Source organism: Caldicellulosiruptor naganoensis (assembly GCF_026914285.1).
Classification (GTDB): Bacteria; Bacillota; Thermoanaerobacteria; order Caldicellulosiruptorales; family Caldicellulosiruptoraceae; genus Caldicellulosiruptor; species Caldicellulosiruptor naganoensis.
This window is the reverse complement of record NZ_CP113864.1, coordinates 1,310,850-1,332,518: the sequence shown is the minus strand read 5'-3', so window position 1 is coordinate 1,332,518 and position 21,669 is coordinate 1,310,850. Positions and strand designations below refer to the sequence as shown.

24 protein-coding genes and 1 pseudogene are annotated in these 21,669 nt (G+C 35.2%); 3 read left to right on the top strand and 22 right to left on the bottom strand.

Features of this window, described 5'->3' with window-relative positions:
- Window positions 1-22: 22 nt before the first annotated feature.
- From OTJ99_RS06555 to era, 3 genes are read right to left on the bottom strand one after another with little or no spacing between them, the layout of a single operon-like run.
- On the bottom strand, window positions 23-1,318 hold the full coding sequence (locus OTJ99_RS06555; RefSeq protein WP_307188750.1) for a glycine--tRNA ligase: 1,296 nt from the start codon (window positions 1,316-1,318) through the stop codon (window positions 23-25).
- A 54-nt stretch (window positions 1,319-1,372) separates the two neighbouring features.
- Window positions 1,373-2,107: a DNA repair protein RecO gene (gene recO, locus OTJ99_RS06550; RefSeq protein WP_045164778.1), complete on the bottom strand. Its 735-nt coding sequence runs from the start codon at window positions 2,105-2,107 to the stop codon at window positions 1,373-1,375.
- Between the two features lie 6 nt (window positions 2,108-2,113).
- Window positions 2,114-3,016, bottom strand: coding sequence for a GTPase Era (gene era / locus OTJ99_RS06545; RefSeq protein ID WP_045164779.1), 903 nt, complete (start codon window positions 3,014-3,016; stop codon window positions 2,114-2,116).
- 120 nt (window positions 3,017-3,136) lie between these two features.
- Between era and OTJ99_RS06540 the strand changes: the two genes are divergently transcribed.
- Window positions 3,137-4,015, top strand: coding sequence for an RluA family pseudouridine synthase (locus OTJ99_RS06540; RefSeq protein ID WP_045164780.1), 879 nt, complete (start codon window positions 3,137-3,139; stop codon window positions 4,013-4,015).
- On the opposite strand, the gene OTJ99_RS06535 is transcribed toward OTJ99_RS06540, so the two are convergent.
- The 8 genes from OTJ99_RS06535 to OTJ99_RS06500 are packed head-to-tail and all read right to left on the bottom strand — an operon-like array spanning window position 3,957 to window position 9,682.
- Window positions 3,957-5,180: an aminotransferase class I/II-fold pyridoxal phosphate-dependent enzyme gene (locus tag OTJ99_RS06535; protein WP_045164781.1), complete on the bottom strand. Its 1,224-nt coding sequence runs from the start codon at window positions 5,178-5,180 to the stop codon at window positions 3,957-3,959. The genes OTJ99_RS06540 and OTJ99_RS06535 overlap by 59 nt on opposite strands.
- Window positions 5,177-5,665: an Lrp/AsnC family transcriptional regulator gene (locus OTJ99_RS06530; RefSeq protein ID WP_045164782.1), complete on the bottom strand. Its 489-nt coding sequence runs from the start codon at window positions 5,663-5,665 to the stop codon at window positions 5,177-5,179. Before OTJ99_RS06530 ends, OTJ99_RS06535 begins: the two co-directional genes overlap by 4 nt.
- Entirely contained in the window at window positions 5,662-6,252 is a 591-nt protein-coding gene (locus tag OTJ99_RS06525; protein ID WP_045164783.1) for a hypothetical protein, read from the bottom strand. Before OTJ99_RS06525 ends, OTJ99_RS06530 begins: the two co-directional genes overlap by 4 nt.
- Window positions 6,249-6,485, bottom strand: coding sequence for a hypothetical protein (locus OTJ99_RS06520; protein ID WP_045164784.1), 237 nt, complete (start codon window positions 6,483-6,485; stop codon window positions 6,249-6,251). The genes OTJ99_RS06525 and OTJ99_RS06520 overlap by 4 nt, the downstream gene beginning before the upstream one ends.
- Window positions 6,486-6,512: 27 nt before the next feature.
- Window positions 6,513-6,953, bottom strand: a complete 441-nt coding sequence (dut, locus tag OTJ99_RS06515; protein ID WP_045164785.1) for a dUTP diphosphatase — start codon at window positions 6,951-6,953, stop codon at window positions 6,513-6,515.
- 20 nt (window positions 6,954-6,973) lie between these two features.
- On the bottom strand, window positions 6,974-8,242 hold the full coding sequence (locus OTJ99_RS06510; RefSeq protein ID WP_045164786.1) for a M16 family metallopeptidase: 1,269 nt from the start codon (window positions 8,240-8,242) through the stop codon (window positions 6,974-6,976).
- Window positions 8,243-8,255: 13 nt separating this feature from the next.
- Window positions 8,256-8,831: a J domain-containing protein gene (locus OTJ99_RS12390; protein WP_045164787.1), complete on the bottom strand. Its 576-nt coding sequence runs from the start codon at window positions 8,829-8,831 to the stop codon at window positions 8,256-8,258.
- Window positions 8,828-9,682: a DUF5685 family protein gene (locus OTJ99_RS06500; protein ID WP_045164788.1), complete on the bottom strand. Its 855-nt coding sequence runs from the start codon at window positions 9,680-9,682 to the stop codon at window positions 8,828-8,830. The genes OTJ99_RS12390 and OTJ99_RS06500 overlap by 4 nt, the downstream gene beginning before the upstream one ends.
- A gap of 152 nt (window positions 9,683-9,834) precedes the next feature.
- Here OTJ99_RS06500 and OTJ99_RS06495 point away from each other — a divergent pair, with 152 nt between their 5' ends.
- Window positions 9,835-10,347, top strand: a complete 513-nt coding sequence (locus tag OTJ99_RS06495) for a hypothetical protein (protein ID WP_045164789.1) — start codon at window positions 9,835-9,837, stop codon at window positions 10,345-10,347.
- Between the two features lie 44 nt (window positions 10,348-10,391).
- Here OTJ99_RS06495 and atpC read toward each other — a convergent pair whose 3' ends face one another.
- The 8 genes from atpC to OTJ99_RS06455 all read right to left on the bottom strand — a co-directional run bounded on the left by atpC (window position 10,392) and on the right by OTJ99_RS06455 (window position 16,763).
- Window positions 10,392-10,808, bottom strand: a complete 417-nt coding sequence (gene atpC, locus OTJ99_RS06490) for an ATP synthase F1 subunit epsilon (RefSeq protein ID WP_045164790.1) — start codon at window positions 10,806-10,808, stop codon at window positions 10,392-10,394.
- Window positions 10,809-10,829: 21 nt separating this feature from the next.
- The gene (gene atpD, locus OTJ99_RS06485) at window positions 10,830-12,233 is read right to left on the bottom strand and encodes a F0F1 ATP synthase subunit beta (RefSeq protein ID WP_045164791.1); all 1,404 of its coding nucleotides are present in this window, start codon (window positions 12,231-12,233) and stop codon (window positions 10,830-10,832) included.
- Between the two features lie 42 nt (window positions 12,234-12,275).
- The gene (gene atpG / locus OTJ99_RS06480; protein ID WP_045164792.1) at window positions 12,276-13,154 is read right to left on the bottom strand and encodes an ATP synthase F1 subunit gamma; all 879 of its coding nucleotides are present in this window, start codon (window positions 13,152-13,154) and stop codon (window positions 12,276-12,278) included.
- A gap of 12 nt (window positions 13,155-13,166) precedes the next feature.
- The gene (gene atpA, locus OTJ99_RS06475; protein WP_045164793.1) at window positions 13,167-14,690 is read right to left on the bottom strand and encodes a F0F1 ATP synthase subunit alpha; all 1,524 of its coding nucleotides are present in this window, start codon (window positions 14,688-14,690) and stop codon (window positions 13,167-13,169) included.
- A gap of 15 nt (window positions 14,691-14,705) precedes the next feature.
- The gene (gene atpH, locus OTJ99_RS06470) at window positions 14,706-15,245 is read right to left on the bottom strand and encodes an ATP synthase F1 subunit delta (RefSeq protein ID WP_045164794.1); all 540 of its coding nucleotides are present in this window, start codon (window positions 15,243-15,245) and stop codon (window positions 14,706-14,708) included.
- A gap of 2 nt (window positions 15,246-15,247) precedes the next feature.
- Complete coding sequence (gene atpF, locus OTJ99_RS06465) at window positions 15,248-15,739, bottom strand: F0F1 ATP synthase subunit B (protein ID WP_045164795.1); 492 nt, start codon at window positions 15,737-15,739, stop codon at window positions 15,248-15,250.
- 109 nt (window positions 15,740-15,848) lie between these two features.
- Window positions 15,849-16,061, bottom strand: coding sequence for an ATP synthase F0 subunit C (gene atpE / locus OTJ99_RS06460; protein ID WP_083943495.1), 213 nt, complete (start codon window positions 16,059-16,061; stop codon window positions 15,849-15,851).
- Between the two features lie 21 nt (window positions 16,062-16,082).
- Window positions 16,083-16,763: a F0F1 ATP synthase subunit A gene (locus OTJ99_RS06455; RefSeq protein ID WP_045164796.1), complete on the bottom strand. Its 681-nt coding sequence runs from the start codon at window positions 16,761-16,763 to the stop codon at window positions 16,083-16,085.
- A gap of 626 nt (window positions 16,764-17,389) precedes the next feature.
- Between OTJ99_RS06455 and OTJ99_RS06450 the strand changes: the two are divergent.
- Window positions 17,390-18,351 (top strand): annotated as a pseudogene (locus tag OTJ99_RS06450) (IS481 family transposase).
- Here the strand turns inward: OTJ99_RS06450 and guaA are convergent.
- The 3 genes from guaA to OTJ99_RS06435 all read right to left on the bottom strand — a co-directional run bounded on the left by guaA (window position 18,306) and on the right by OTJ99_RS06435 (window position 21,534).
- Complete coding sequence (gene guaA, locus OTJ99_RS06445) at window positions 18,306-19,841, bottom strand: glutamine-hydrolyzing GMP synthase (RefSeq protein ID WP_045164798.1); 1,536 nt, start codon at window positions 19,839-19,841, stop codon at window positions 18,306-18,308. The pseudogene OTJ99_RS06450 and the gene guaA overlap by 46 nt on opposite strands.
- Before the next feature lie 27 nt (window positions 19,842-19,868).
- Window positions 19,869-20,831 (bottom strand): AEC family transporter, encoded by a 963-nt coding sequence (locus OTJ99_RS06440; protein ID WP_045164799.1) that lies wholly within the window; start codon window positions 20,829-20,831, stop codon window positions 19,869-19,871.
- A 343-nt stretch (window positions 20,832-21,174) separates the two neighbouring features.
- Window positions 21,175-21,534, bottom strand: coding sequence for a hypothetical protein (locus OTJ99_RS06435; RefSeq protein ID WP_235374573.1), 360 nt, complete (start codon window positions 21,532-21,534; stop codon window positions 21,175-21,177).
- Between the last annotated feature and the right edge of the window lie 135 nt (window positions 21,535-21,669).

Genomic DNA, 21,669 nt, shown 5'->3' with positions numbered 1-21,669 from the left:
TGCAGTTTGAGAATATCCTTTATTAAAACTTCACTTCTATTTTTTCTTCTAAATATGGAATTATTTCCTCAATATGAACTCTTATTTGCTCCATTGTATCTCTGTCTCTAATTGTTACCGTATTATCTTCTAATGTCTGATAGTCTACAGTTATTCCAAACGGAGTGCCAATTTCATCTTGGCGTCTGTATCTTCTTCCTATACTTCCACTTTCGTCATATTGCACAATCCACTTGTATTTCAGAGTATTATAAATTTCTTTTGCTTTTTTAACAAGTTTCTCTTTTTTTAGCAGTGGAAAAATTCCTGCTTTAACCGGTGCGATGGCCGGATGAAGGTGAAGAACAATTCTTGAATCATTCTTGTCAAGCTTTTGATTTTCATATGCGTCTACCAAAAATGCAAGGAACGATCTATCAACGCCAGCTGACGGTTCAATCACATATGGAATATACCTTTGCTTTGTCTCATCGTCAAAATAAGTCAAATTCTGACCACTGTATTCTTGATGTCTTGATAAGTCAAAGTCAGTTCTATTTGCAATTCCTTCGAGCTCTGACCAACCCATCGGGAATAAATATTCGATGTCAACACATGCCTTTGCATAGTGTGCAAGTTCATCTTTCCCGTGCTCTCTTATTCTTATGTTCTCCTTTCTAATACCCAGCTTATAATACCAATTTATTCGTTGCTCAATCCAATGTTTGTGCCAATATTCATCTGTTCCAGGTTTTACAAAATATTCTATTTCCATCTGCTCAAATTCTCTTGTCCTGAAAATGAAATTACCAGGTGTTACTTCATTTCGGAATGACTTTCCTATCTGAGCAATCCCAAAAGGAAGCTTTTTTCTCATGGTTTGCTGAACATTTAAAAAGTTTACAAATATACCCTGTGCAGTTTCAGGTCTCAGATAAACTACAGCAGATTCGTCCTCAACAGGACCCATAAATGTTTTAAACATGAGATTAAACATTCGCGGCTCTGTTAATTCTCCACCGCATTCAGGACATTTGTTCTCAGAAAGCTGATCTGTCCTCCATCTTTTTTTACAAACCTTGCAATCAGCCATTGGGTCTGCAAAATTTTGTAAATGTCCACTTGCTTCCCATACCTTGGGATTCATTAGTATACTCGAGTCAAGTCCGACAACGTCATCTCTTAGCTGGACATTTGCCTTCCACCAAAGTCTTTTTATATTGTTCTTCATCTCAACACCAAGCGGGCCATAATCCCAGCAGCTATTAAGTCCACCATATATTTCACTTGATTGGAATATAAATCCTCGGCGTTTACAAAGTGAAACTATCTCATCCATTGTTACCATGCTATCATTACCACCTTCAATTTATTTTGTGCAATCGACTCTATTTTATTTTATAAATCTAAAAAAATCAAGAATCCTGACATCCTTCTGTAAAACCAATTTTATATACGTTATCATCAAATTTTTCAGTATAGTATTTAATTCCTTATCAATTTTTATTTTGCTTAACTTTTTTAAATCTGTTGCTGCAATTATTAGTATCTTCTCAACAGTTTCAAGACTTATTTTCACGTCATCTTCTTCCTTACATTCTGGGCAAACAACTCCCGCATTTTTGAAGGAGAAAAAAATCTGATTCAAACTTGACTTGTGACATTTTACACACTGGGTAAACTGAGGAAAAAATCCTGTAAAAATTAAAATTTTAATTTCAAAGATTCTGCAAATAGTCTCAGGCTCTGCTCCCTTTTTCAGCATGTACAACGAGTTTAACAAAAGTCTCAACACGTCTTCATTCTTCTGTTCCAATTCGATAAAATTGTCCACAAGTTCTATTAAATAACTGGAATAAATAGTAAGGTCGACATTTTGAGTGAGGTCAAAAAATGATTCAATTACACTTGCAGATGATATAGAGTAAATATCTTTTGCCTTTGTAAATACAAATTCTGAATATATTAGCGGTTGCGAAACGGCACTTAAAGGACTTAAAGTCCGTCTACAATTCTTAGAAAGTGCTTGAATCTTTCCTATCTCGGCTGTTAAAATGGTCAAAACCTTACTTGATTCTTCAAAATTTATGTCTTTTAGCACAATACCCTTTGCTTTTACGAATTTCATTATTCATCAGACCTCTTTTAGGTTATATCCCAACATTTTCATTGCAGCTATATCATCTCGCCAGTTCTTCTTTACCTTAACCCAAAGCTGAAGATTGACTTTTATACCAAATAACATCTCAAGCTCTTCACGAGCTTGTATTCCAATCTTCTTCAACATCTGCCCACATTTTCCAATAATTATTGCTTTATGGGATTCCTTTTCACAATAAATAGTCGCTTCTATGTCCAATATGTCCTTGTTTTTTCTTTCAGAAAACCTCTCAACCGAAACTCCAACGCCATGCGGTACTTCTTCAGAAAGGTTTAACAATATCTTTTCTCTTATTATCTCTGAAACAATAAAGCTCTCTCTCACATCTGTTGTCATATCGTCAAGATAGTATTTCGGTCCTTCTGGAAGTAGCTGCTTGACTTTTTCTAACAATACGTCACAGTTATACCCATTTATAGCTGCTATTTCAATTATAAATTCGAAACTTAACCTACTTGCAAAAAGGCTTTTCAAAATTTCAATATTTTCTTTTGATGCCAAATCAGCCTTGTTTAAAACAAGTATTTTGGGTGTTTGTACTTCTTTCAACTTTTCTAAAATTGCTTCATCCCATGGTCCTATTCCATTGTCGATAGCTTCAACAATATAGAGAATTAAATCAACCTCTTTCAATGTTTTTTCAGAAACTTTTACCATATACTCTCCGAGTTTATTTTTTGGCGGATGTACACCTGGAGTGTCAATAAATATTATTTGGGCATCACTTAGTGTCAATATACCTTTAATACTATTTCTTGTTGTCTGGGGTTTTGGTGAAATAATTGATATCTTCTTCCCTACAAAATAATTCATCAATGTAGACTTACCAACATTTGGACGCCCTATTAAAGCTACAAACCCTGATTTAAAAGCCATATCTTAATATCACCTCAATTTTCTCTCTTATTTTCAAAAAATGCATTGTATTTATCCTTCCTTTAAATTATCATATCATATGTGTTCAATTTTTAACAGGAAGGGAGAAAAAATTTTGCAATGAGACTTCTATACATTGTAAAGAAAGAGGATTTAAATATGACATACAAACAAATTCTGAGAAAAAGACTATTTTTATCATCAACAATGATGAGCAGGTTGAAATTCAACAACAAAATAAAATTTATACCACAAATATTTTCCATAAACGAATACCCTTCTGAAAATTCAATTATAGAAATTCAACTGGAAGATTTACCTTCAAATATAGTACCAACAAAAGGTAACATTGATATTCTATTTGAAGACCAATTTTTTGTGTTTGTCAACAAGCCATCTGGTATTCCTTCACATCCTTCAAAGGGTCATTATTTTGATACACTTGCAAACTACGTAGAAAAATATTTAAAGTCTCAAGGTCTTACCTCACATATAATAAATAGGCTTGACAAAGATACCTCTGGCATTGTAGTATTTGCCAAAAACTCGTACTTTCATAGCATAATTTCTTTAGAATTTGAAAAAAGGTTGGTTGAAAAGATATATATAGCAGTAGTGCATGGAAAATTGACAAAAAAAAGCGGGCTTATAGAAAAACCCATCAAAAGGTCAAATGATGGTATCAAAAGGGAAGTTAATGAAAAAGGTAGCTATGCAGCTACAATGTTCGAAGTAATTGAGCAAAATGAAGATTTCTCAGTTTTAAAACTAAAGCCTATAACTGGACGAACGCATCAGATAAGAGTTCATCTGGCTTCAATAGGTCATCCTATTGTAGATGATACTTTGTATGGCATCGAAAAAGAAGCAAATTTTCCGTTGCTACTTCATGCTTATTCCATTAGCTTTAATTTCAAGCTGGTTGAAAAAGAATACAAGGTTACTGCTCCACTACCACACTATTTTTCTGAATTTCTTGGTTCTCATTTGGACATTTGAGACTTTTTACAAATTTCTCTATTCTGTCTAAAGCCTCTTTAATAGTTTCTAATGAATATGCATACGAACACCTTATAAAACCTTCACCACAACTTCCAAATGCAGTTCCTGGTACGACTGCGACCTTTTGTTGATACAAAAGCTTCTCAGCAAACTCTTCTGATGAAAGTCCAGTCGATTTTATTGATGGAAAAACATAAAACGCTCCTTTCGGTTCAAAACATTCAAGTCCCATCTTATTGAACCTGCTCACCATATACCGTCTTCGTCGGTTATATTCCTCTCTCATCTTTTCAACTTCAGCTTCACCATTTCGCAAAGCTTCAATTGCAGCGTACTGAGAAAATGTAGGTGCACTCATAATAATGTATTGATGAACCTTTGCCATTGCTTTGATAAAAACCTCATTTGCTGCAACAAATCCAAGTCTCCATCCTGTCATTGCAAATGCCTTTGAAAAACCATTTATTAGTATTGTCTTATCTTTCATCTCTGGAAAATTAGCTACAGAAACGTGATCACCTTCATATGTAAGCTCAGCGTAAATTTCGTCTGAAATTACAATTATATCCTTATCTTTCAAAACATCTACAAGCTCTTTTAAGTCCTCCCTGGTCATAATCGCGCCTGTTGGGTTGTTTGGATATGAAAGTATCAACGCCTTTGTTCTTGGTGTAATTTTAGAAATTATATCCTCTGGACGAAGCTTAAAGTCATTTTCTGCTTTTGTTGGAACTGCAACTGGAACTCCACCCGCAAAGATTGTACAGGGTTTGTAAGAAACAAAGCAAGGTTCAGGAATTAACACCTCATCACCCGGATTTATAATGCTTCTTAATGCAATGTCAATTGCTTCGCTTGCCCCGACTGTAACCAAAATCTGATCTCTGTAATTTGGGTAATCAAGATTAAATCTCCTTTTCAGATAGTTGCTAATTTCTTTCCTGAGCTCAAGTAGACCATAATTTGACGTATAATGTGTATGCCCTTCTTCGATAGAGTATATGCCCATCTCTCTTATACTCCATGGTGTGACAAAGTCTGGCTCGCCAACGCCAAGGGAAAGTGCATCTTTCATTTCAGATACAATATCAAAGAATTTCCTGATACCAGAAGGCGGAACACTTTGCACAGACCTTGACAAAAATTTTTCTAAGTTATTCACGGTGTTATTACCTCCCTGTCGTCCTTCTCACCATCTTCTAAGATTACTCCTGCGTCTTTGTACTTTTTCATTATAAAATGAGTTGCCGTAGACAAAACATATTCAAGTGGGGCAAGTTTGGAGCCTACAAAGTGTGCAATGTCTTTCATACTCTTTCCCTCAACAATTACATGTAAGTCATAGTCCCCAGAAAGAAGATAAACAGCCTTGACTTCTGGAAACTTGTATATTCTCTTTGCAATTGCATCATATCCAAATCCTCTTTGAGGAGTTACCTTTACTTCAATTATAGCTTCAACAACTTCTTTTTCTGTTTTTTCCCAATTTACAATTGTGTGATACTTGACTATTACCTTCTCATCTTCAAACTTTTTAATTATCCTTTCAATTTCCTCTTTTTTCTCATTTAGCATAATGGCAATTTCTTCTGCAGAGAGCTTTGGATTTTGCTCAAGAAGTTCTAAGACCTTTACTTCAATACTCATATATCTTCGTCCTCCTTTGCAAGATGTTTCAAAAATTCTATTAATAGTCCCTTTTCTTTCATACCTTCAATAACTTCATGATTAATAACAACGCCAGCTGGTAATATAAGAGTTCCATCCACATAAAAATCTTTTTGCAATTTTCTAAAAGGAACATCATCTTCATTTGCAAGTAATTTCTCAATTTCGTTTATGGTATCTTTTAGTTTTTTTAATATTCTTTCTTTCTGTTTTTTTATGTATGAAATATGAGCAAGTACATTATCTCTAATCTTTTCTAACTCTCCCAAGATTCGTAAAATTTCTGACTCTATTTCTAAAGCCCTTTTCGAATAATACTCTTTCCATTCATCAAAAAAATACTCATCAATAAACTTTTGATAGTGGCTTATATCCTTGATATCTATCTTAGACAGTTGATGGTTTAACTTGTCAATCTCTTTTTTAAGTCTCTCATTTTCATCCCTCAACAATTTTTGTTGTCTTTCAAGTTTGTTAGACCGGTCTTTAAAATCCTCATTTAGTTTTTCAATATATGCTCTCACTTCAGCTTTTGAATATCCAAAAAAGGAGGTTGGAAGTATCATTCAGGCTCCCCCTCTTTTACATTTACAATTATCACGTCATCACCAATTACAACTATGTTTTCCCAGCTAATTACTTCTGTTTCCCACCGGAAATTTCGTCTTTTTTTAAATTCTATACCACAAACATTTCCATCATCGTCAATCAAAAGTTCTATAGCATCTGAATTGCCTATAATCTTTCCTGAATACTGACAGACAATGGGTTTTGAATTTTTTATATTACTCAAGAGCAACCTTCATAACACCTCTTTTTAAAACTTTCAAATACCAGTTGAGCCAAATCCACCATCTCCACGCTCTGTTTCAGAAAGTTCTTGAGCCTCTTCGATTTCTACCTTTTCATACTTGCATATCACCATTTGTGCTATCCTATCACCTCTTTTTAATACAAAAGGTTCTCTCCCAAGGTTAATCAAAATTACACCAATTTCTCCTCTGTAATCACTGTCGATTGTCCCAGGAGAGTTTAGAACTGTAATACCATATTTTAATGCAAGCCCACTTCTTGGTCTTATCTGGGCTTCATAGCCATCTGGAAGTTCTATGTATATTCCCGTTCTAATGAGCTTTATCTCTCCTGGGTTTATCACCATTTCCTCCTCCACACAAGCAAAAAGGTCCATTCCGGCAGAACCAGATGAAACATATTGAGGCAGTGGTAAATCTTTTGCATCATCTGCTCTTTTTATTTTCAAAATCATTTGTTTTTCTCTCCTTTTCTTTATTTGGCCACAATCCTTTGATCAAAAATCTTACCATTTATTTCCTTTTTATTTCCCACAACAGCTACAGAGAATTCTTTTGTCAGTATTTCTCGTGCAGTATCCATTACCTGGTCAAACTTAATGGAATTAATTGTGTCAATTATTTCCTGTAGCTCAATTACTCTATTCAAAAGTAGCATATTTTTCCCAAGGTTTGACATTCTGCTACTTGTGTTCTCTAATCCAAAAATGATACTGCCTTTTATCTGTTGTTTTGCAACCTCCACCTCCTCGGGTGTCAATTTTCCCTTCACCAGCAGACTAATTTGGTTTAGAATCTCTTTATAAACAACTTCTAAGTTTTTTGGGTTAGTCCCAGCATGAATTATTAGAGTACCCACATCTCTGTAGGTGCTGACAAAAGAAGTTATACTGTACACCAGTCCAAGATCTTCTCTTATCTTTTGAAAAAGTCTTGAACTCATTCCACCGCCAAGTATATTCGAAACTATCAACAATTTGTAAACATCTTCATCTTCTTGACCAAAACCTTCAAACGCTATTGCAATTTGAGCTTGGTCACTCTTTTTTGATTTTATTACTGTACCTCTTTTAAATACAGGTTTTGAACCATCTATGCTTTTTGATTCTGAATGGTTTTTCCATCTGCCAAAATATTTTTCACACAAACTTATAAGAAGTTTTTCTTCAAAATTGCCTGCAACCGAAATCACCACATTTTCTGGTTTGTATCTCTTGTTCATGAAATTTAGAATCTTATTTCTATCAACTTTCTTTACAGTAGTTTCCTTACCAATTATCGGATACGACAATGTTTCTCCTTTCCATATCAAGTCATTTAGCGATTGATACAGAATTTCTTCTGGGTCATCTTTTGACATACTAATTTCTTCAATTATTACAGATTTTTCTTTTTCAATGTCTTCTGGACTTATTAAAGGATTTAGAATCAAATCAGATAGAATTTCAAACGCTTTTTCCAAAAACTCATCTAAAACTCTCACGTAAAAACATGTATACTCTTTTGCAGTAAACGCATTAATCTGCCCACCTATCGATTCTATTTCATATACTATTTCTTTTGAACTTCTATTTTTTGTCCCCTTAAAAAGAATGTGTTCAATGAAATGAGAAATTCCATTCTCATTTTTAGTCTCGTACCTTGAACCTGCTAATACCCACACTCCAACACTTACTGTTTTTACAGTGTCTACTTTTTCATAAACAAGTCGAAGATTATTGTCGAGCGTATAAATATTTACCAATCAATCTACCTCCTCAGCAACCAACGTCATTGTCACAACAACATTCCCAGCATGCAATTATCTGGCATATTGTACATATATTACAGTCATCGTGTCGTCTGTAACCCCTATTATATGCAGACCATTCATAGTTTCTTGAGGTTGTTTCAAACTGTTCTTTTGCACGTCTGTATTCAAAATTGCCTGGGTCACGGCTATATGCTTCAATAAAGTATCTATAAGCTTGGTTTATCCATCCTCTTTTTTGATATATTATCCCCATCAAATAAAACCATTCTGCTTCATTCCGGGGGTTTTGATTAAGCAGGTTTTCTGCGGCAGTTAAATTGCCTTGTATAATTAAATCTCTTACCTGCTTATAAATGGAAGTCTCATCATATGTAGAATATTCATATTCTGTATACTTGTCATTCATAAGAATATTATATGCTTCATTGATCTCCTTTAATTTCTCTTCTGCAAGCTCACGGAGTGGATTATCTCTAAATTTATCCGGATGATACTTTTTAACAAGCTCAAGATAAGCTTTCTTTATTTCTTCTTTTGATGCACCTTTTCTCACACCTAAAACCTCGTATGGGTCTCTCATGACAATTTCAACTCCTTAAAAAAGTTTGCTTTTAATTTGTTTATTACTTCTTGTGTTTTTGAGTACATCCCAAGCTGAACTATATTGTCTAACAATTGATTATTATACCCTTTTACGAGTTCATTTAATCTGGCAAGATAGTTATCCAAACTTACTTTCAAGATATCTACTTCTTTTTCAAACAAAGTCTTGTCTTCTCTGCACCTTTGAAGATAATATTTCAAACAATTATATCTCTTTTTTTTCACATCATCAATATAGTCGTCGATGGCATCCACAAAGTAAATCCACACTCCAGTATAAAAGCCTATTTCTTTTAGCTTCTGGTCATCATTGTATGCAAAAATCTCAGCCAGAATTTGACCAAAATTGTGTGCTACCACGTCAATATTTTGGCACTCTGTCTTTTCTAATAAAAGTTGATTTCTAAAAAGTTCTTTAACTTTATTAAACGAGTCAGAATAGTGTCTTGTTATTTTTTTGATATACAGGCTTAGCATCTTATATAAACATAAACTCACGAAGTGTTTTTCATCAATATAATCATCATATAGTTTGAGAAAGCTTAACATTATCATTTGGTTACTCACATATTCTAATACTGGGTTTGATTTTACAAACACTCTTTTCTTTTTAGGATGAACTATACATCTTGTGGTGCCAAATTCCTCTTGAATATTAAAATGCTCTTTCAAAATCAGATACAAAAACACAAAATCATAATTTAAAAATACTCGCGGGATATTACCAATCTTCTTTGTCTGCAGGCATATCCCACAATAGACTGCCTTGTAATATTCATACTCTCGTATTCTAAGTTCAGGTTTGTATGGCACAACGTATCCAAACAACTTGAGAAATTTCTCCTTATGTCTCTTATTTTCTTTATGTTTTTATAGTAGCAAAAATAAAAGCTATTGTTAAGTAAAATTTAGTTGATTTTTTTTACGAGACTAATTAATATTATTTTGATAGCAAATCAACTTTTTTAGGGGGAAAAAAGATGGGTTATAAGTACTGTCCAAGATGCGAATTAAATAGAATACCTGAAGAAGAAGAACTCTGCCCTATTTGCAAAAAGGATTTAGAACAGCTAAAGAAAGTGACTGACGAAAATATGAAACTTTGCCCATATTGTCATGAGGAGTATATCCCAGAGGACCAAGACATGTGCGAGTCCTGTTTTGAAGAAAGATTGTTAACAGGTGTTGTTGACGATTCTGAAATGGAAGAAGAAACTATGAAAGAGCATGAAACAGAAGTTTTTGAAAATGACTTTGTAGACATAGAACCAGATATTCTTACAGAACTGCCTGCCGAAGAAATAGACCTTGGAGATGCACCATTGGATTTTGAAGAATTAGACGTAGATGAAGAAGTTCTGTTAGAAGATGAAGAAGTCAAGGAAGAAGAGGAGGAAGAAGAACACAGCGAGTCTTTAAAAGAAGAGGAAAGCACCAAAAAAAGTAAAAAAGAAGGAAAAGGTGAAAAAAAGAAAAGCAAGAAGAAAAAATAAGAACAAAAAAGGTGGGCTGCTTTTCTTTATTGTAGCCCACCTTTTTATTGGGTATTTCCTCTTTTTTCCTCAACCATTCTAAGCCTGTTCAAAGCTCTATACAAAGCTGCCTGATACCTTTCAAATTCGTCAGGAGGTAGTTTTTGTTGAAGCTTTCTTTCAGCTCTTTCCTTTGCTGCTAAAGCTCTTTGCCTATCTATTTCCTCTGGCCACTCAACAGCGTCAGTCAAGATCACGACCTTATTCTGGTTAACTTCAAGAATACCTCCTGCAATCGCTGCCTCAAGCCATTTTCCGTCCTTTTTTATCCTAAGTTTTCCAATTCCAATTGGCGTGACAATTGGCTCATGCCCAGCCATCACACCTACTTCTCCATCTATTGCCCGAACAACTATCATTTCTACCCTGTCTTTAAAAAAGACCCTTTCAGGTTGCAAAACTTCTAATTCAAACTCAGCCATTTTGGAGTATCACCTCAAAACTTATTTACCCTTCATATCCTTTTCGTAGTTTTCATAAACCTCGTCAATTGTCCCCACCATGTAGAAATACTGCTCAGGAATATGGTCCATTTTACCTTCAATTATCTCTTTAAACCCTCTTATTGTATCTTTCAACTTGACGTACCTTCCAGGTCTTCCTGTGAAAGCTTCAGCAACAAAGAATGGCTGAGAAAGAAATCTCTGGATTTTTCTTGCTCTGTAGACAATCAATTTATCCTCTTCAGAAAGTTCATCCATACCCAATATTGCAATGATATCCTGAAGTTCTTTATACCTTTGCAAAATCTGCTGGACTGTTCTTGCAACATAATAGTGTTCTTCGCCCACAATTCGTGGGTCAAGTATTCGCGAGGTAGAGTCAAGCGGGTCAACAGCAGGATATATGCCAAGCTCAGCAATCTGTCTTGACAAAACAGTTGTTGCATCAAGGTGAGCAAACGTAGTAGCAGGTGCCGGGTCAGTGAGGTCATCAGCCGGAACATAAATTGCTTGAACAGAGGTTATTGACCCTCTTTTTGTAGAGGTTATTCTCTCTTGAAGGCTACCTACCTCATTTGCAAGTGTTGGCTGATAACCAACAGCTGACGGAATTCTTCCCAAGAGTGCTGACACCTCAGAACCTGCTTGAATAAACCTAAAAATGTTGTCAATGAACAAAAGCACATCCTGTCCTTCTACATCACGGAAATACTCAGCCATGGTAAGACCAGTGAGGGCAACTCGCATTCTTGCCCCTGGTGGCTCATTCATCTGGCCAAAGACCAAAACTGTCTTTTCTATAACACCTGATTCGTTCATCTCAAGCCAAAGTTCATTTCCCTCTCTTGTTCGTTCACCAACCCCAGTGAATATTGAAAATCCACCATGTTCTGTTGCAATATTTCTGATAAGCTCCATGATGAGGACAGTCTTGCCAACACCCGCGCCACCAAAAAGTCCAATCTTTCCACCCTTTGCATATGGTGCTAAAAGGTCTATAACCTTAATCCCTGTCTCAAGAATCTCTACTGCAGGCACCTGTTCTTCAAACGAAGGTGCACTTCTGTGAATTGGCCAGTAGTCTGTTGCCTGGACCTCACCCTTGTTGTCAATCGGCTGGCCTAAAACATTGAATATTCTTCCCAATGTTCCTCTTCCAACAGGAACTTTAATGGGTCCGCCTGTGTCAATTGCTTTTACACCTCTTCTGAGCCCGTCTGTTGAACCCAGTGCAACACAGCGCACTGTGTCATTGCCAAGGTGCTGGGCTACTTCTGCAACAAGTGTTTTGCCATCAAAATGAATTTCTATGGCATTGTTAATAGCTGGAAGATTTCCACTCTCAAATCTAATGTCTACAACAGGACCAATTATTTGAACAACATAACCAACATTTTGTTCCATCTTTGGCTACACTCCCTTTAAAATCAAGTTTAAAATGGTTTCTCATTTCAAAGCAGCTGCGCCACTTATTATTTCTGATATTTCCTGAGTAATCATTGCCTGACGTTCACGATTGAGCTTCAAAATTAACTTCTGTATCATCTCATCAGCACTCTTTGTTGCATTGTCCATTGCAGTCATCCTTGCAGCAAGTTCGCTTACATATGAGTCCATCATCGCCCCAAAGATTATACCTTTTAGATATTCATATATAACAACATCGAGTACATCTGTTGGACTTGGTTCGTATTTTATTACCTCATCCGTTTTAACCTCACCAGAGACAAATTCGTTTGGATCAAGAGGAAGAAGTTTCTTGACAATTACATCTTGCTTAATTGCGGAAATTAGCTTGGTATATATGATATAAAGCTCATGAATATCTCCTCTATAGTACTTTTTTACAACATTTTGTGCAATTCCCTTTGCAACTTTTACAGACACAGACTGAGTCTGATAATTAAAATTGTCTTCTACTTTGTAGCCATGGCGTGATAAAAAGTTTTTGCCCACAATGCCTATTGGAAAAAACAACACTTCCGAGTCTTTTGAAATCTTTTCGTACAAATTCAACATGCTTTTCAAAACGTTTGCATTGTAACCGCCGCACAGCCCTTTGTCACCACTGATGACAATCACACAAGTCCTTTTTTTTCCTTCTTTGTACGAGCCCTCAAAGAGAATGTGATTTGTTCGCATACCATGCACAATAAGATCTTTCATAAATTCATTTATCTTTTCAAAATAAGGTCTTGTTGAGTCAAGCCTATCTCGTGCCCTTTTCATCTTTGATGCAGAAATCAAATACATAGCTCTTGTAATCTTCTTTGTCTCATTGACACTTCTAATCCTCGATTTTATCCACCTTGTTTTGTTTGCCATCTTAAGTTTCACCTACTTGCTACTTTTAAATCTCTCTTTGAATTCAACAATTACCTTCTTTAAAAGTTCTTCATTTTCAGGCGTCAAGTCCTTTGTCTCTTTTATAGAATCAAATATTTGCGGATAGTTTGCAGAGATGTATTGAACCAATTTTTCATTGAATTCTCTAACTTTACTTACTTCTATATCCATTAAATATCCATTTACTGCACTGTAAAGTATGACAACTTGATGCCAAACAGGCAGTGGCCTGTACTGAGACTGTTTTAGAGTTTCCACAATTCGCTGACCTTGAGCAAGTCTTTCACGAGTTGATTTGTCAAGCTCTGAACCAAACTGAGCAAAAGCTTCAAGCTCTCTGTACTGAGCCAAGTCGAGTCTAAGTCTTCCAGCAACCTTCTTCATAGCCTTTATCTGAGCATTACCACCTACTCTTGAGACTGATATGCCTGGATTTATCGCAGGTCTTATACCAGCATAGAACAGCTCACTTTCAAGATATATCTGACCATCAGTGATAGAAATTACGTTTGTAGGAATATATGCTGAAACATCACCAGCTTGTGTCTCAATAATTGGCAAAGCTGTAAGTGAGCCCCCGCCTCGTTGTGCATTCAATTTTGCTGCTCTTTCCAAAAGTCTCGAATGAAGGTAAAAAACATCCCCAGGATATGCTTCACGACCAGGTGGACGTCTCAAAAGAAGCGACATTGCCCTGTATGCAACTGCATGTTTTGACAAGTCATCATAGATTATTAGTGCATCTTTCCCAGACTCCATAAACTCTTCTCCCATTGCACACCCTGCATATGGCGCTAAGAACTGAAGTGGTGCTGAGTCACTCGCAGTTGCGCACACAACAATTGTATAATCCATTGCACCATATTCTTTTAGTGTGTGCACTATCTGCGCAACAGTTGATGCTTTTTGACCAATTGCCACATAAATACAGTATACTCCTTGGTCTTTTTGATTAATGATTGTATCAATTGCAATAGCAGTCTTCCCTGTTTGTCTATCTCCAATAATAAGTTCTCTCTGACCTCTTCCAATTGGAATCATAGCATCAATTGCCATAATACCTGTCTGAAGTGGAGTTTTAACAGGCTCTCTTTCAATAACACCTGGTGCTATCCTCTCAACCGGTCTGTACTTTTTGGCATTGATGGGACCCAAACCGTCAATAGGCTGCCCCAAAGCATTTACAACTCTACCCAAAAGCTCTTCTCCCACAGGTACCTCTACTACTCTGCCCGTTCTTTTGACAATTGTACCTTCTTTAATTTCCCTCTCATTTCCTAAAATAACACATCCAACATTGTCTTCTTCTAAGTTCAGTGCCATGCCATAAACGTTGTTAGGAAACTCTAAAAGCTCACCGGCCATACAATTGTCAAGACCATGTATTCTTGCAATACCATCTCCTGACATTATCACAACGCCAACGTCACTTGTTTCTATCTTCTTTTCATAATTCTTTATTTGCTCTTTTATAATTGAAGCAATCTCATCTGGTCTTATTGTAACATCAACCATCTCAAACCATCACCCCTACATAGCATTGTGGATGAGTTCCTTTTTTATAGAATCTAATGCACCTTTAATTGTAGCGTCAACCTCAATGTTGTTAAACAAAAGTTTTACTCCCCCAATGATACTTTTATCAACCTTAACTTTAAAGCGTGGATTTTTCACACCATATCTTTTCAAAAGCCAATTTGATATCTTACTAAGAATACCTTCATCAACTTCTTCCGATACAATTACTTCAACATCTACATTTCCCATTATTTTGTCGTACATTTCTTTATAATAAAAAGGTATATATGGAAGCAAAATCTCCCTCCGCTTGTCAATTAGTAAATAAACGAGATTGACAATATATTTGTCAAGTTTTAGATCTAAAAATTGCTTTATTTTCTCTTTTTTTTCTGAAACTTTCATCTTATGATCAAATAAGATATCCACGAATTCTCTATTTGTCTTAAACAAATCATATATTCTAAAAAGATCCTCATAAAAATTCTCAAGTTTCCCTTCTTCTTGTGCGAGTTTAATAAGTCCTTCTGCATATCTTTTTGCTGGCAACATTTTCAAGCAACCCCTGCCTCATCGAATATATTCTCAACCATTTTCCTATTTTCTTCGGTGTTTAAATTCTTTTCAATAACCTTAGATGCAGCAAGAAGAGCAATTGAGACAAACTGGTTTTTGAGTTCATTTATTTGTTTCTTCTTCTCAATCTCAAGTTGTTTAAGAGCATTTTCAATAATCTTGTTTGCCTCAAGTCTGGCATCTTCAATAATCTTGTCAGCCTGTTTTTGGGCTTCAGCCATGGCGTTTTGGACTATCTCGTTTGCTTTTGCATGTGCCTGAGATAAGATGTTTTCATATTCTTCTTTCAATTTCATAGCCTCTTCTTTTGACTTTGCAGCAAAGTCAAGCTGTTCTTGAATTATGTTCGAACGTTTTTCCATAAAGGCAGTTACTTTTTTGAAAAAGAATTTTCTAAAAACCAAGTAAAGTATTAAAAAGTTTATAACTGCCCAGAAAAACATGTTTTCAAAAATTGCAAGGTCGAACATCTATGTTCTCATCTCCTTTTTTGAACCATCTTCCAAAATTTCTATCTCAAACTCACGTTTTAATTTCGAAAATAAAGAGATGACGCTCCCCAATACATCTGGAGAGCGTTTAAGCTTTCAAAACCAACAAAATAGCTATAACAAAGCTATAAATTGCAACAGCTTCTGCAAGCGCAGCACCAATGAAAAATAATAGTAAAATCCTACCATACGCTTCTGGCTGTCTTCCTACAGATTCTGCTGCTTTAGCAGTTGCAATACCGATGCCTATACCTACACCTAAACCTGCAAGCATTGCTATACCTGCTGCTAATGCTGTCAATTGAAACACCTCCAAAAACTTTTATTCTTCAAGGGCTTCATATAGATAAATCATAGACAAAAACGTAAAGATTACTGCTTGCAAAACACCATCAAAAATATCAAAATATAAACTTAACGCTGCTGGTATACCAACTGGAGGTATATGAGCTTTTATAAGCCCATGATAAATTAGCTCCATGACGGTAACACCAGCAAGGATGTTGCCAAACAGTCGCGCAGAGAGAGACAGAGTTCTTGTGAAATAGTCCAAGAATTTAAACGGGAAAACTATGGGAAGAGGTTTAAAGTGATCTAAAAACCATCTAATCGGATTTTTAAGTATGATAGTTGAAATTATTAAAACTAAAATTGACATAACACCAAAGCTTGCAGTTACATTTAAATTACTTGTAGGAGGCTGAAGACCTATAAGACCCAATAGATTGAGTCCCAGTAAGAACAAAAAGAGAGTACCTAAATAAGGAGCAAATATATGCCAATAATGACCTAAAAAACTTTTAGTAATCTTGTTTATTGAGTCGACTATAAACTCAGCAACGACTTGTTTTTTTGTAGGGACCAATTTCATGTTGGATGTGAGATAAAACGCTAATATAATCAAAAATGCCATCACGCCCCACATTTCAACAACCGCTACCCTCACAGGAATTCCCTTGCCAATTGGTATTGTGAATAAAACTTTCATTACACCTTCGCTCATTTTATTTTTCACTTCCTTGATGATGTTTTATAAATATAAGCTACAACATATGACACAATAAAAATCAAAGGATAGCTTATCAACGTCCAGAGGAAATAAACAAATCTTACATTGTGAAACTTGAAGATAAAAGCAGATAGCAGTATCAAAATCACAACTGCTAAGCTATGAAGTAACAAATAAATAAAATTAATTTTGCCTCTTAATGCAGATTTCAAAAGTAACAATAGAGAATATAGAATAAATAGCAATACTATACTGCTGCCCAGCACTATCATAAAAACATCTGCACTTTTAGAATAAGCAAATACCATTACACAAAAACTGAAACTTATACCACATACCACTTTTAAGGATAGGTTTACAATCTCTTTCATTTCGCATCCCACTAATTGACTTATAAATATGTTACACCTATCTATTATAAAATTCAAGCCTTTATAAAAAATTTATCTCGAATAGGTGTAAAGATACTTACCACAGCAAAAGAATGTGCAAAAATACTAAGGAGAAGGTTATAAAAAGAATTGAGGCTGCCTCCATCCTGACATGAATATAATTAAAAAATGTAATCTCCCATTCAAAAGAAACATTCAAAAACTGCCAGGATGGGAGGGCAGCCTGCTATGAATATTATACCATATCACGAAATAAGAAAAATATCTCCCGAAAAAGCAAGAGAATTAGTTCGAAAAGTATTTGAGGCAAATAACAAAAACGTATAAAAAACTGCTAAAATATTAGGTGTATCAAGAGCTACTATAAGAAGAGCAATATATGGTCCCCTTGAGGATAAATCAAGAAAACCTAAAACTTGCCCTAAAAAACTTTCTTCTGAACTTGAAAAGCCTATTTCCCAAGAGGCTAAAAGAACAGGATTCAAGAATACAGACGTCTTTCACTTGAACACATGAAAAAATGCAATCTACCGTGTTATGAATGGAACATGATAGATGTTGCAACAAGAGCAAGCTTTACAGCTTACTCCTATGAACTATCATCTACTTTTGGCTTTATGTTTATATCCTTAGTTGCATTATGGTTAAGAACTCATAATGTAAGAAATCAAATAAAGATCCGATTAGATAATGGAGCAGAATTTTGTGGAGGAAGCGAAAAAAAGCTAAAGGAGTAGAATGAGATGCTGTCATTTCTTGGAGTAGAGCTTAATCCTATTCCACCTAAGGCAAAACATCTAATGGGTATAATTGAAAACTCACATGGAGCAGATGACGAGTATTTTTTAATGATTCATGCTGAAAGATGTAAAACAAAAGATGAATTTATGTTAAAAGCCCAGAGATGGCAGGATACATGGAATTTCTTCAGACCTCATAATGGTAAAGGAATGAATGGGAGGACACCATTTGAAAAATTCAAAGATTCTAAGACTTTGGTTTCCTCCCATGTATTTCAATTTCCTACTTTACTTCTTGAAGACTTACTAAAGAAAGTGGGAACTTTTTATTCTCTATTCTGTAATAAATTAGGTGGTAAATATCTCTTCACCATGTGCCTTCTAAAAAAAAAAATTTATAAACATCACTCCCACTCAATTGTAGCAGGAGGTTTAGAAGTGATGTCATAGACAACCCTATTTACTTTTCTTACGGTGTTTACAATCTCATTCGAAACCCTTTCTAACACATCGTAAGGAATCTTTGCCCAGTCGGCTGTCATCCCATCAATGCTTGTAACAGCTCTGAGCGCAACAGTGTAGTCATATGTTCTTTCATCACCCATGACACCCACACTTCTCATGTCAGTGAGTACTGCAAAGTATTGCCAGATGTCTTTGTCAAGTCCACACGCCTCAATCTCTTTTCTGAAAATCCAATCAACCTCTCGAAGTATCTCAAGCTTTTCTTCTGTAACCTCACCAATTATCCTTATTGCAAGACCGGGTCCAGGAAATGGCTGTCTATTCACAATTTTTTCTGGAATTCCTAATTCTATTCCCACCCTTCTTACCTCATCTTTGAAAAGCTCACGCAGCGGTTCAATTATCCTCTCAAACTTCATATGTTCTGGCAATCCACCTACATTGTGATGACTTTTAATCGTTGCAGCCTTTCCGACCCCACTTTCAACAACATCAGGATAGATTGTCCCTTGAACTAAAAATTTTATATCTCCAAGTTTTGAAGCTTCTTCCTCAAAAACGCGTATAAACTCCTCACCTATTATCTTCCTCTTTCTTTCAGGATCTTTGACACCAGAGAGTGCTTTCAAGAATCTATCTTTTGCATCCACCTTGATCACATTCATATCAAACTGTCCTTTGAATGTGTTTATAACTTCCTCCGCCTCTCCTTTTCTCAAAAGTCCATGGTCAACAAAAATACAGAAAAGATTTTTGCCTATTGCTTTGTGAACAAGCACTGCTGCAACAGAGGAATCAACACCGCCAGAAAGTGCACATACAACCTTTTGAGCACCCACAATTTTCCTTATCTCATTTACTTTTTCTTCTATGAACGAAGATGTCTTCCAGTCACCTTTGCATCCACAGACATTGAACAAGAAGTTTTTTATTATCTCTTGTCCATATTCAGTATGAACAACCTCAGGATGGAACTGAACACCATAAATCTTCTTTTCTTTGCTGCCAAATGCAGCAATACCACAATTTTCAGTAGAAGCCAAAACTTCAAATCCTTCTGGAAGTTTCTCTACAAAGTCAGTATGACTCATCCAACAAATTGAATTTTCTGGCAAGCCTGTGAACAAAGGAGAATTTGTATTGTATTTTATATGGGTTTTACCATACTCTCTAAAGAGTGCAGTTGAAACCTTGCCACCTAAAAGATGAGCAATAAGCTGATTTCCGTAGCATATCCCAAGAATTGGAATACCAATTTCAAATATCTTTTTATCCACAACAGGTGCATTCTCTTCATACACGCTTGACGGTCCGCCAGTAAAGATTATGCCTTTTGGATTTTTTTCAATTATCTTATCTAAGGGTGTGTCATATGGCCAAATTTCACAATAAACACCACATTCGCGAACTCTTCTTGCAATTAGTTGATTATACTGTCCACCAAAATCCAGTACAATAACAATTTCATGTTGCAAACTTAACCATCCTCTCTTTTGATTTTCTTAAATGTGATAATATATAAACACGAGTATAGGAATTGTCAACAGAGAAAAAAGTGTTGTAATAAATATTGTACGCGTCGCATATGAACTATCAGCTTTATACCTGTATGAAAGCACTGAACTTATAATTGCTGTTGGCATCCCCGTTTGCAGCACAATAATTAGCCTTGTAAAGTTATCTAAGTGCATATATTTTGTCATAAACATAAATAGCATCGGAAAAATCAGCATTTTAAACGCAACAATTCCATAAGCAGGATAGGTTTTAATTGTATCCTTAAATGAAACCTCTGCTAAAAGGCAGCCTATAAAAAACATGGACAAATAAATGGTTGTCTTTCCAAAAGGATTTAGTGCATCGTAAATAGTAAGAAAAAATTTGTTATAATAACTCAAAACCTCAGTTGGCAAAACTCCTTTTAATAAATACACCACAAATGCTGAGAAAATGGCAATTGAATTTGCGTTTATAAAACCAAATTTAGTTTTCTCACTGCTGTGCTTTGTTATTATCGAAAGTCCCAATGACCAAGCCAAAAAATCGTGCATTATGTTATAACTTGCGGCATAAAATACTCCTTTTTCACCAAAGATAGAATACAACAAAGGAAATGACAAAAAGCCTGTATTTCCAAAAGCTGAACAAAATATATGTGTGTAAAATGTTTTCCCTTGTAGTTTGAAAAGTTTTGCTGTTATGTACCCTGCAACAAGCAGTAGTATTATACCAACAAAAGCTGAGATTATCAAAGCAAGGACGCTTTTAACAACAGATGTTGAATAAGGTCTGCTGCTTATTGTGGTAAACAATAAAATTGGCGCAGTTACCTTTATTATCAGCTCACTAACAGAATCTTTCACTGTTGACGAAAACAGCCTTGTTTTTGTACCAATAAAGCCAATAGATATAACCGCAAATAGGTAAAGGATGTTTTTTAGAAGGATAAATACCTCTTGTTTCATAGTTGTCTAAACCTTTCATGGTTTAAGAAAAGATTTTAAGATGTACAAACTCTATTATATAAAAAAAAAGTGCCATTTTACAAGGCACCTTATTCACTGACTTCTATTTCCTCAATTTCCTGCTGGGCATTTGCAAGTGAATTTAGTTTTGCCTTCATTTTATCCATTACTTCTTTTGCCATCTCAGAAGAATACTTTTCCATTGCAAAAACAGGAGTTGTAGCTGCAGTTGAAGCTTTTACAATTCGAATAACTTTAAGTTGAGGTTTGTCTTGGGTTGTTGGTTTTACCTTTGCATTGAATAGTATATAATCTGCATATTCCTCTTTAAATACACCAATTACTACCTCTTCATAAGGCTGTGATGTAATCCTAAACCTCCAGTTGATTTGATATTCATTGGAATAACCTGTGTTTTTCCGTCTTTACCTGTTGTATATAGCTGGTCTAAGTTAGAAAAAACCACATTTGCTCCTTCAAAAGGTGTACCAGTTTTGCTGTCTACTACCATTATCTGGAGATAACCTTTAAGGTTATCTATTTTTGCAACCTCCTGTGTTTGGGTTTGTATACTTTTTGGTATTTCGGTAGATGTTATCCTGGTATTTTCTAAGCTTTTGTTTGAAATTATACCAACTAAGGCAATTACAAATATAGCCAAGATTGTGACAGCTAAGAACCGATTAGATACTTTGCTTAGCATTTTTCCTTATCTCCTTTGATAATTGTGTTTCTACTACAATATATTACTCAACAAAAATTTATATAACTTAATTTGTTTACAAAAAAATTTCTGGGGTATAAATATCTTTGAATACATTTGAAAAGTCTTTAAAAA

Coding starts and splice junctions, on each gene's coding strand:
- atpG (WP_045164792.1), bottom strand. CDS start 13,154: ATGGCAAACAAAACAAGGTGGATAAAATCGAGGATTAGAAGTGTCAAT.
- era (WP_045164779.1), bottom strand. CDS start 3,016: ATGGCTTTTAAATCAGGGTTTGTAGCTTTAATAGGGCGTCCAAATGTT.
- atpD (WP_045164791.1), bottom strand. CDS start 12,233: ATGGAACAAAATGTTGGTTATGTTGTTCAAATAATTGGTCCTGTTGTA.
- OTJ99_RS06530 (WP_045164782.1), bottom strand. CDS start 5,665: ATGAGTATTGAAGTAAAGGTCTTAGAACTTCTTGAGCAAAATCCAAAG.
- recO (WP_045164778.1), bottom strand. CDS start 2,107: ATGAAATTCGTAAAAGCAAAGGGTATTGTGCTAAAAGACATAAATTTT.
- OTJ99_RS06440 (WP_045164799.1), bottom strand. CDS start 20,831: ATGAAACAAGAGGTATTTATCCTTCTAAAAAACATCCTTTACCTATTT.
- atpF (WP_045164795.1), bottom strand. CDS start 15,739: ATGTTCGACCTTGCAATTTTTGAAAACATGTTTTTCTGGGCAGTTATA.
- atpH (WP_045164794.1), bottom strand. CDS start 15,245: ATGTTGCCAGCAAAAAGATATGCAGAAGGACTTATTAAACTCGCACAA.
- OTJ99_RS06455 (WP_045164796.1), bottom strand. CDS start 16,763: ATGAGCGAAGGTGTAATGAAAGTTTTATTCACAATACCAATTGGCAAG.
- atpC (WP_045164790.1), bottom strand. CDS start 10,808: ATGGCTGAGTTTGAATTAGAAGTTTTGCAACCTGAAAGGGTCTTTTTT.
- dut (WP_045164785.1), bottom strand. CDS start 6,953: ATGATTTTGAAAATAAAAAGAGCAGATGATGCAAAAGATTTACCACTG.
- OTJ99_RS06555 (WP_307188750.1), bottom strand. CDS start 1,318: ATGGATGAGATAGTTTCACTTTGTAAACGCCGAGGATTTATATTCCAA.
- OTJ99_RS12390 (WP_045164787.1), bottom strand. CDS start 8,831: ATGAGAGACCCATACGAGGTTTTAGGTGTGAGAAAAGGTGCATCAAAA.
- OTJ99_RS06525 (WP_045164783.1), bottom strand. CDS start 6,252: ATGATACTTCCAACCTCCTTTTTTGGATATTCAAAAGCTGAAGTGAGA.
- OTJ99_RS06540 (WP_045164780.1), top strand. CDS start 3,137: ATGAGACTTCTATACATTGTAAAGAAAGAGGATTTAAATATGACATAC.
- OTJ99_RS06495 (WP_045164789.1), top strand. CDS start 9,835: ATGGGTTATAAGTACTGTCCAAGATGCGAATTAAATAGAATACCTGAA.
- OTJ99_RS06435 (WP_235374573.1), bottom strand. CDS start 21,534: ATGCTAAGCAAAGTATCTAATCGGTTCTTAGCTGTCACAATCTTGGCT.
- atpA (WP_045164793.1), bottom strand. CDS start 14,690: ATGGTTGATGTTACAATAAGACCAGATGAGATTGCTTCAATTATAAAA.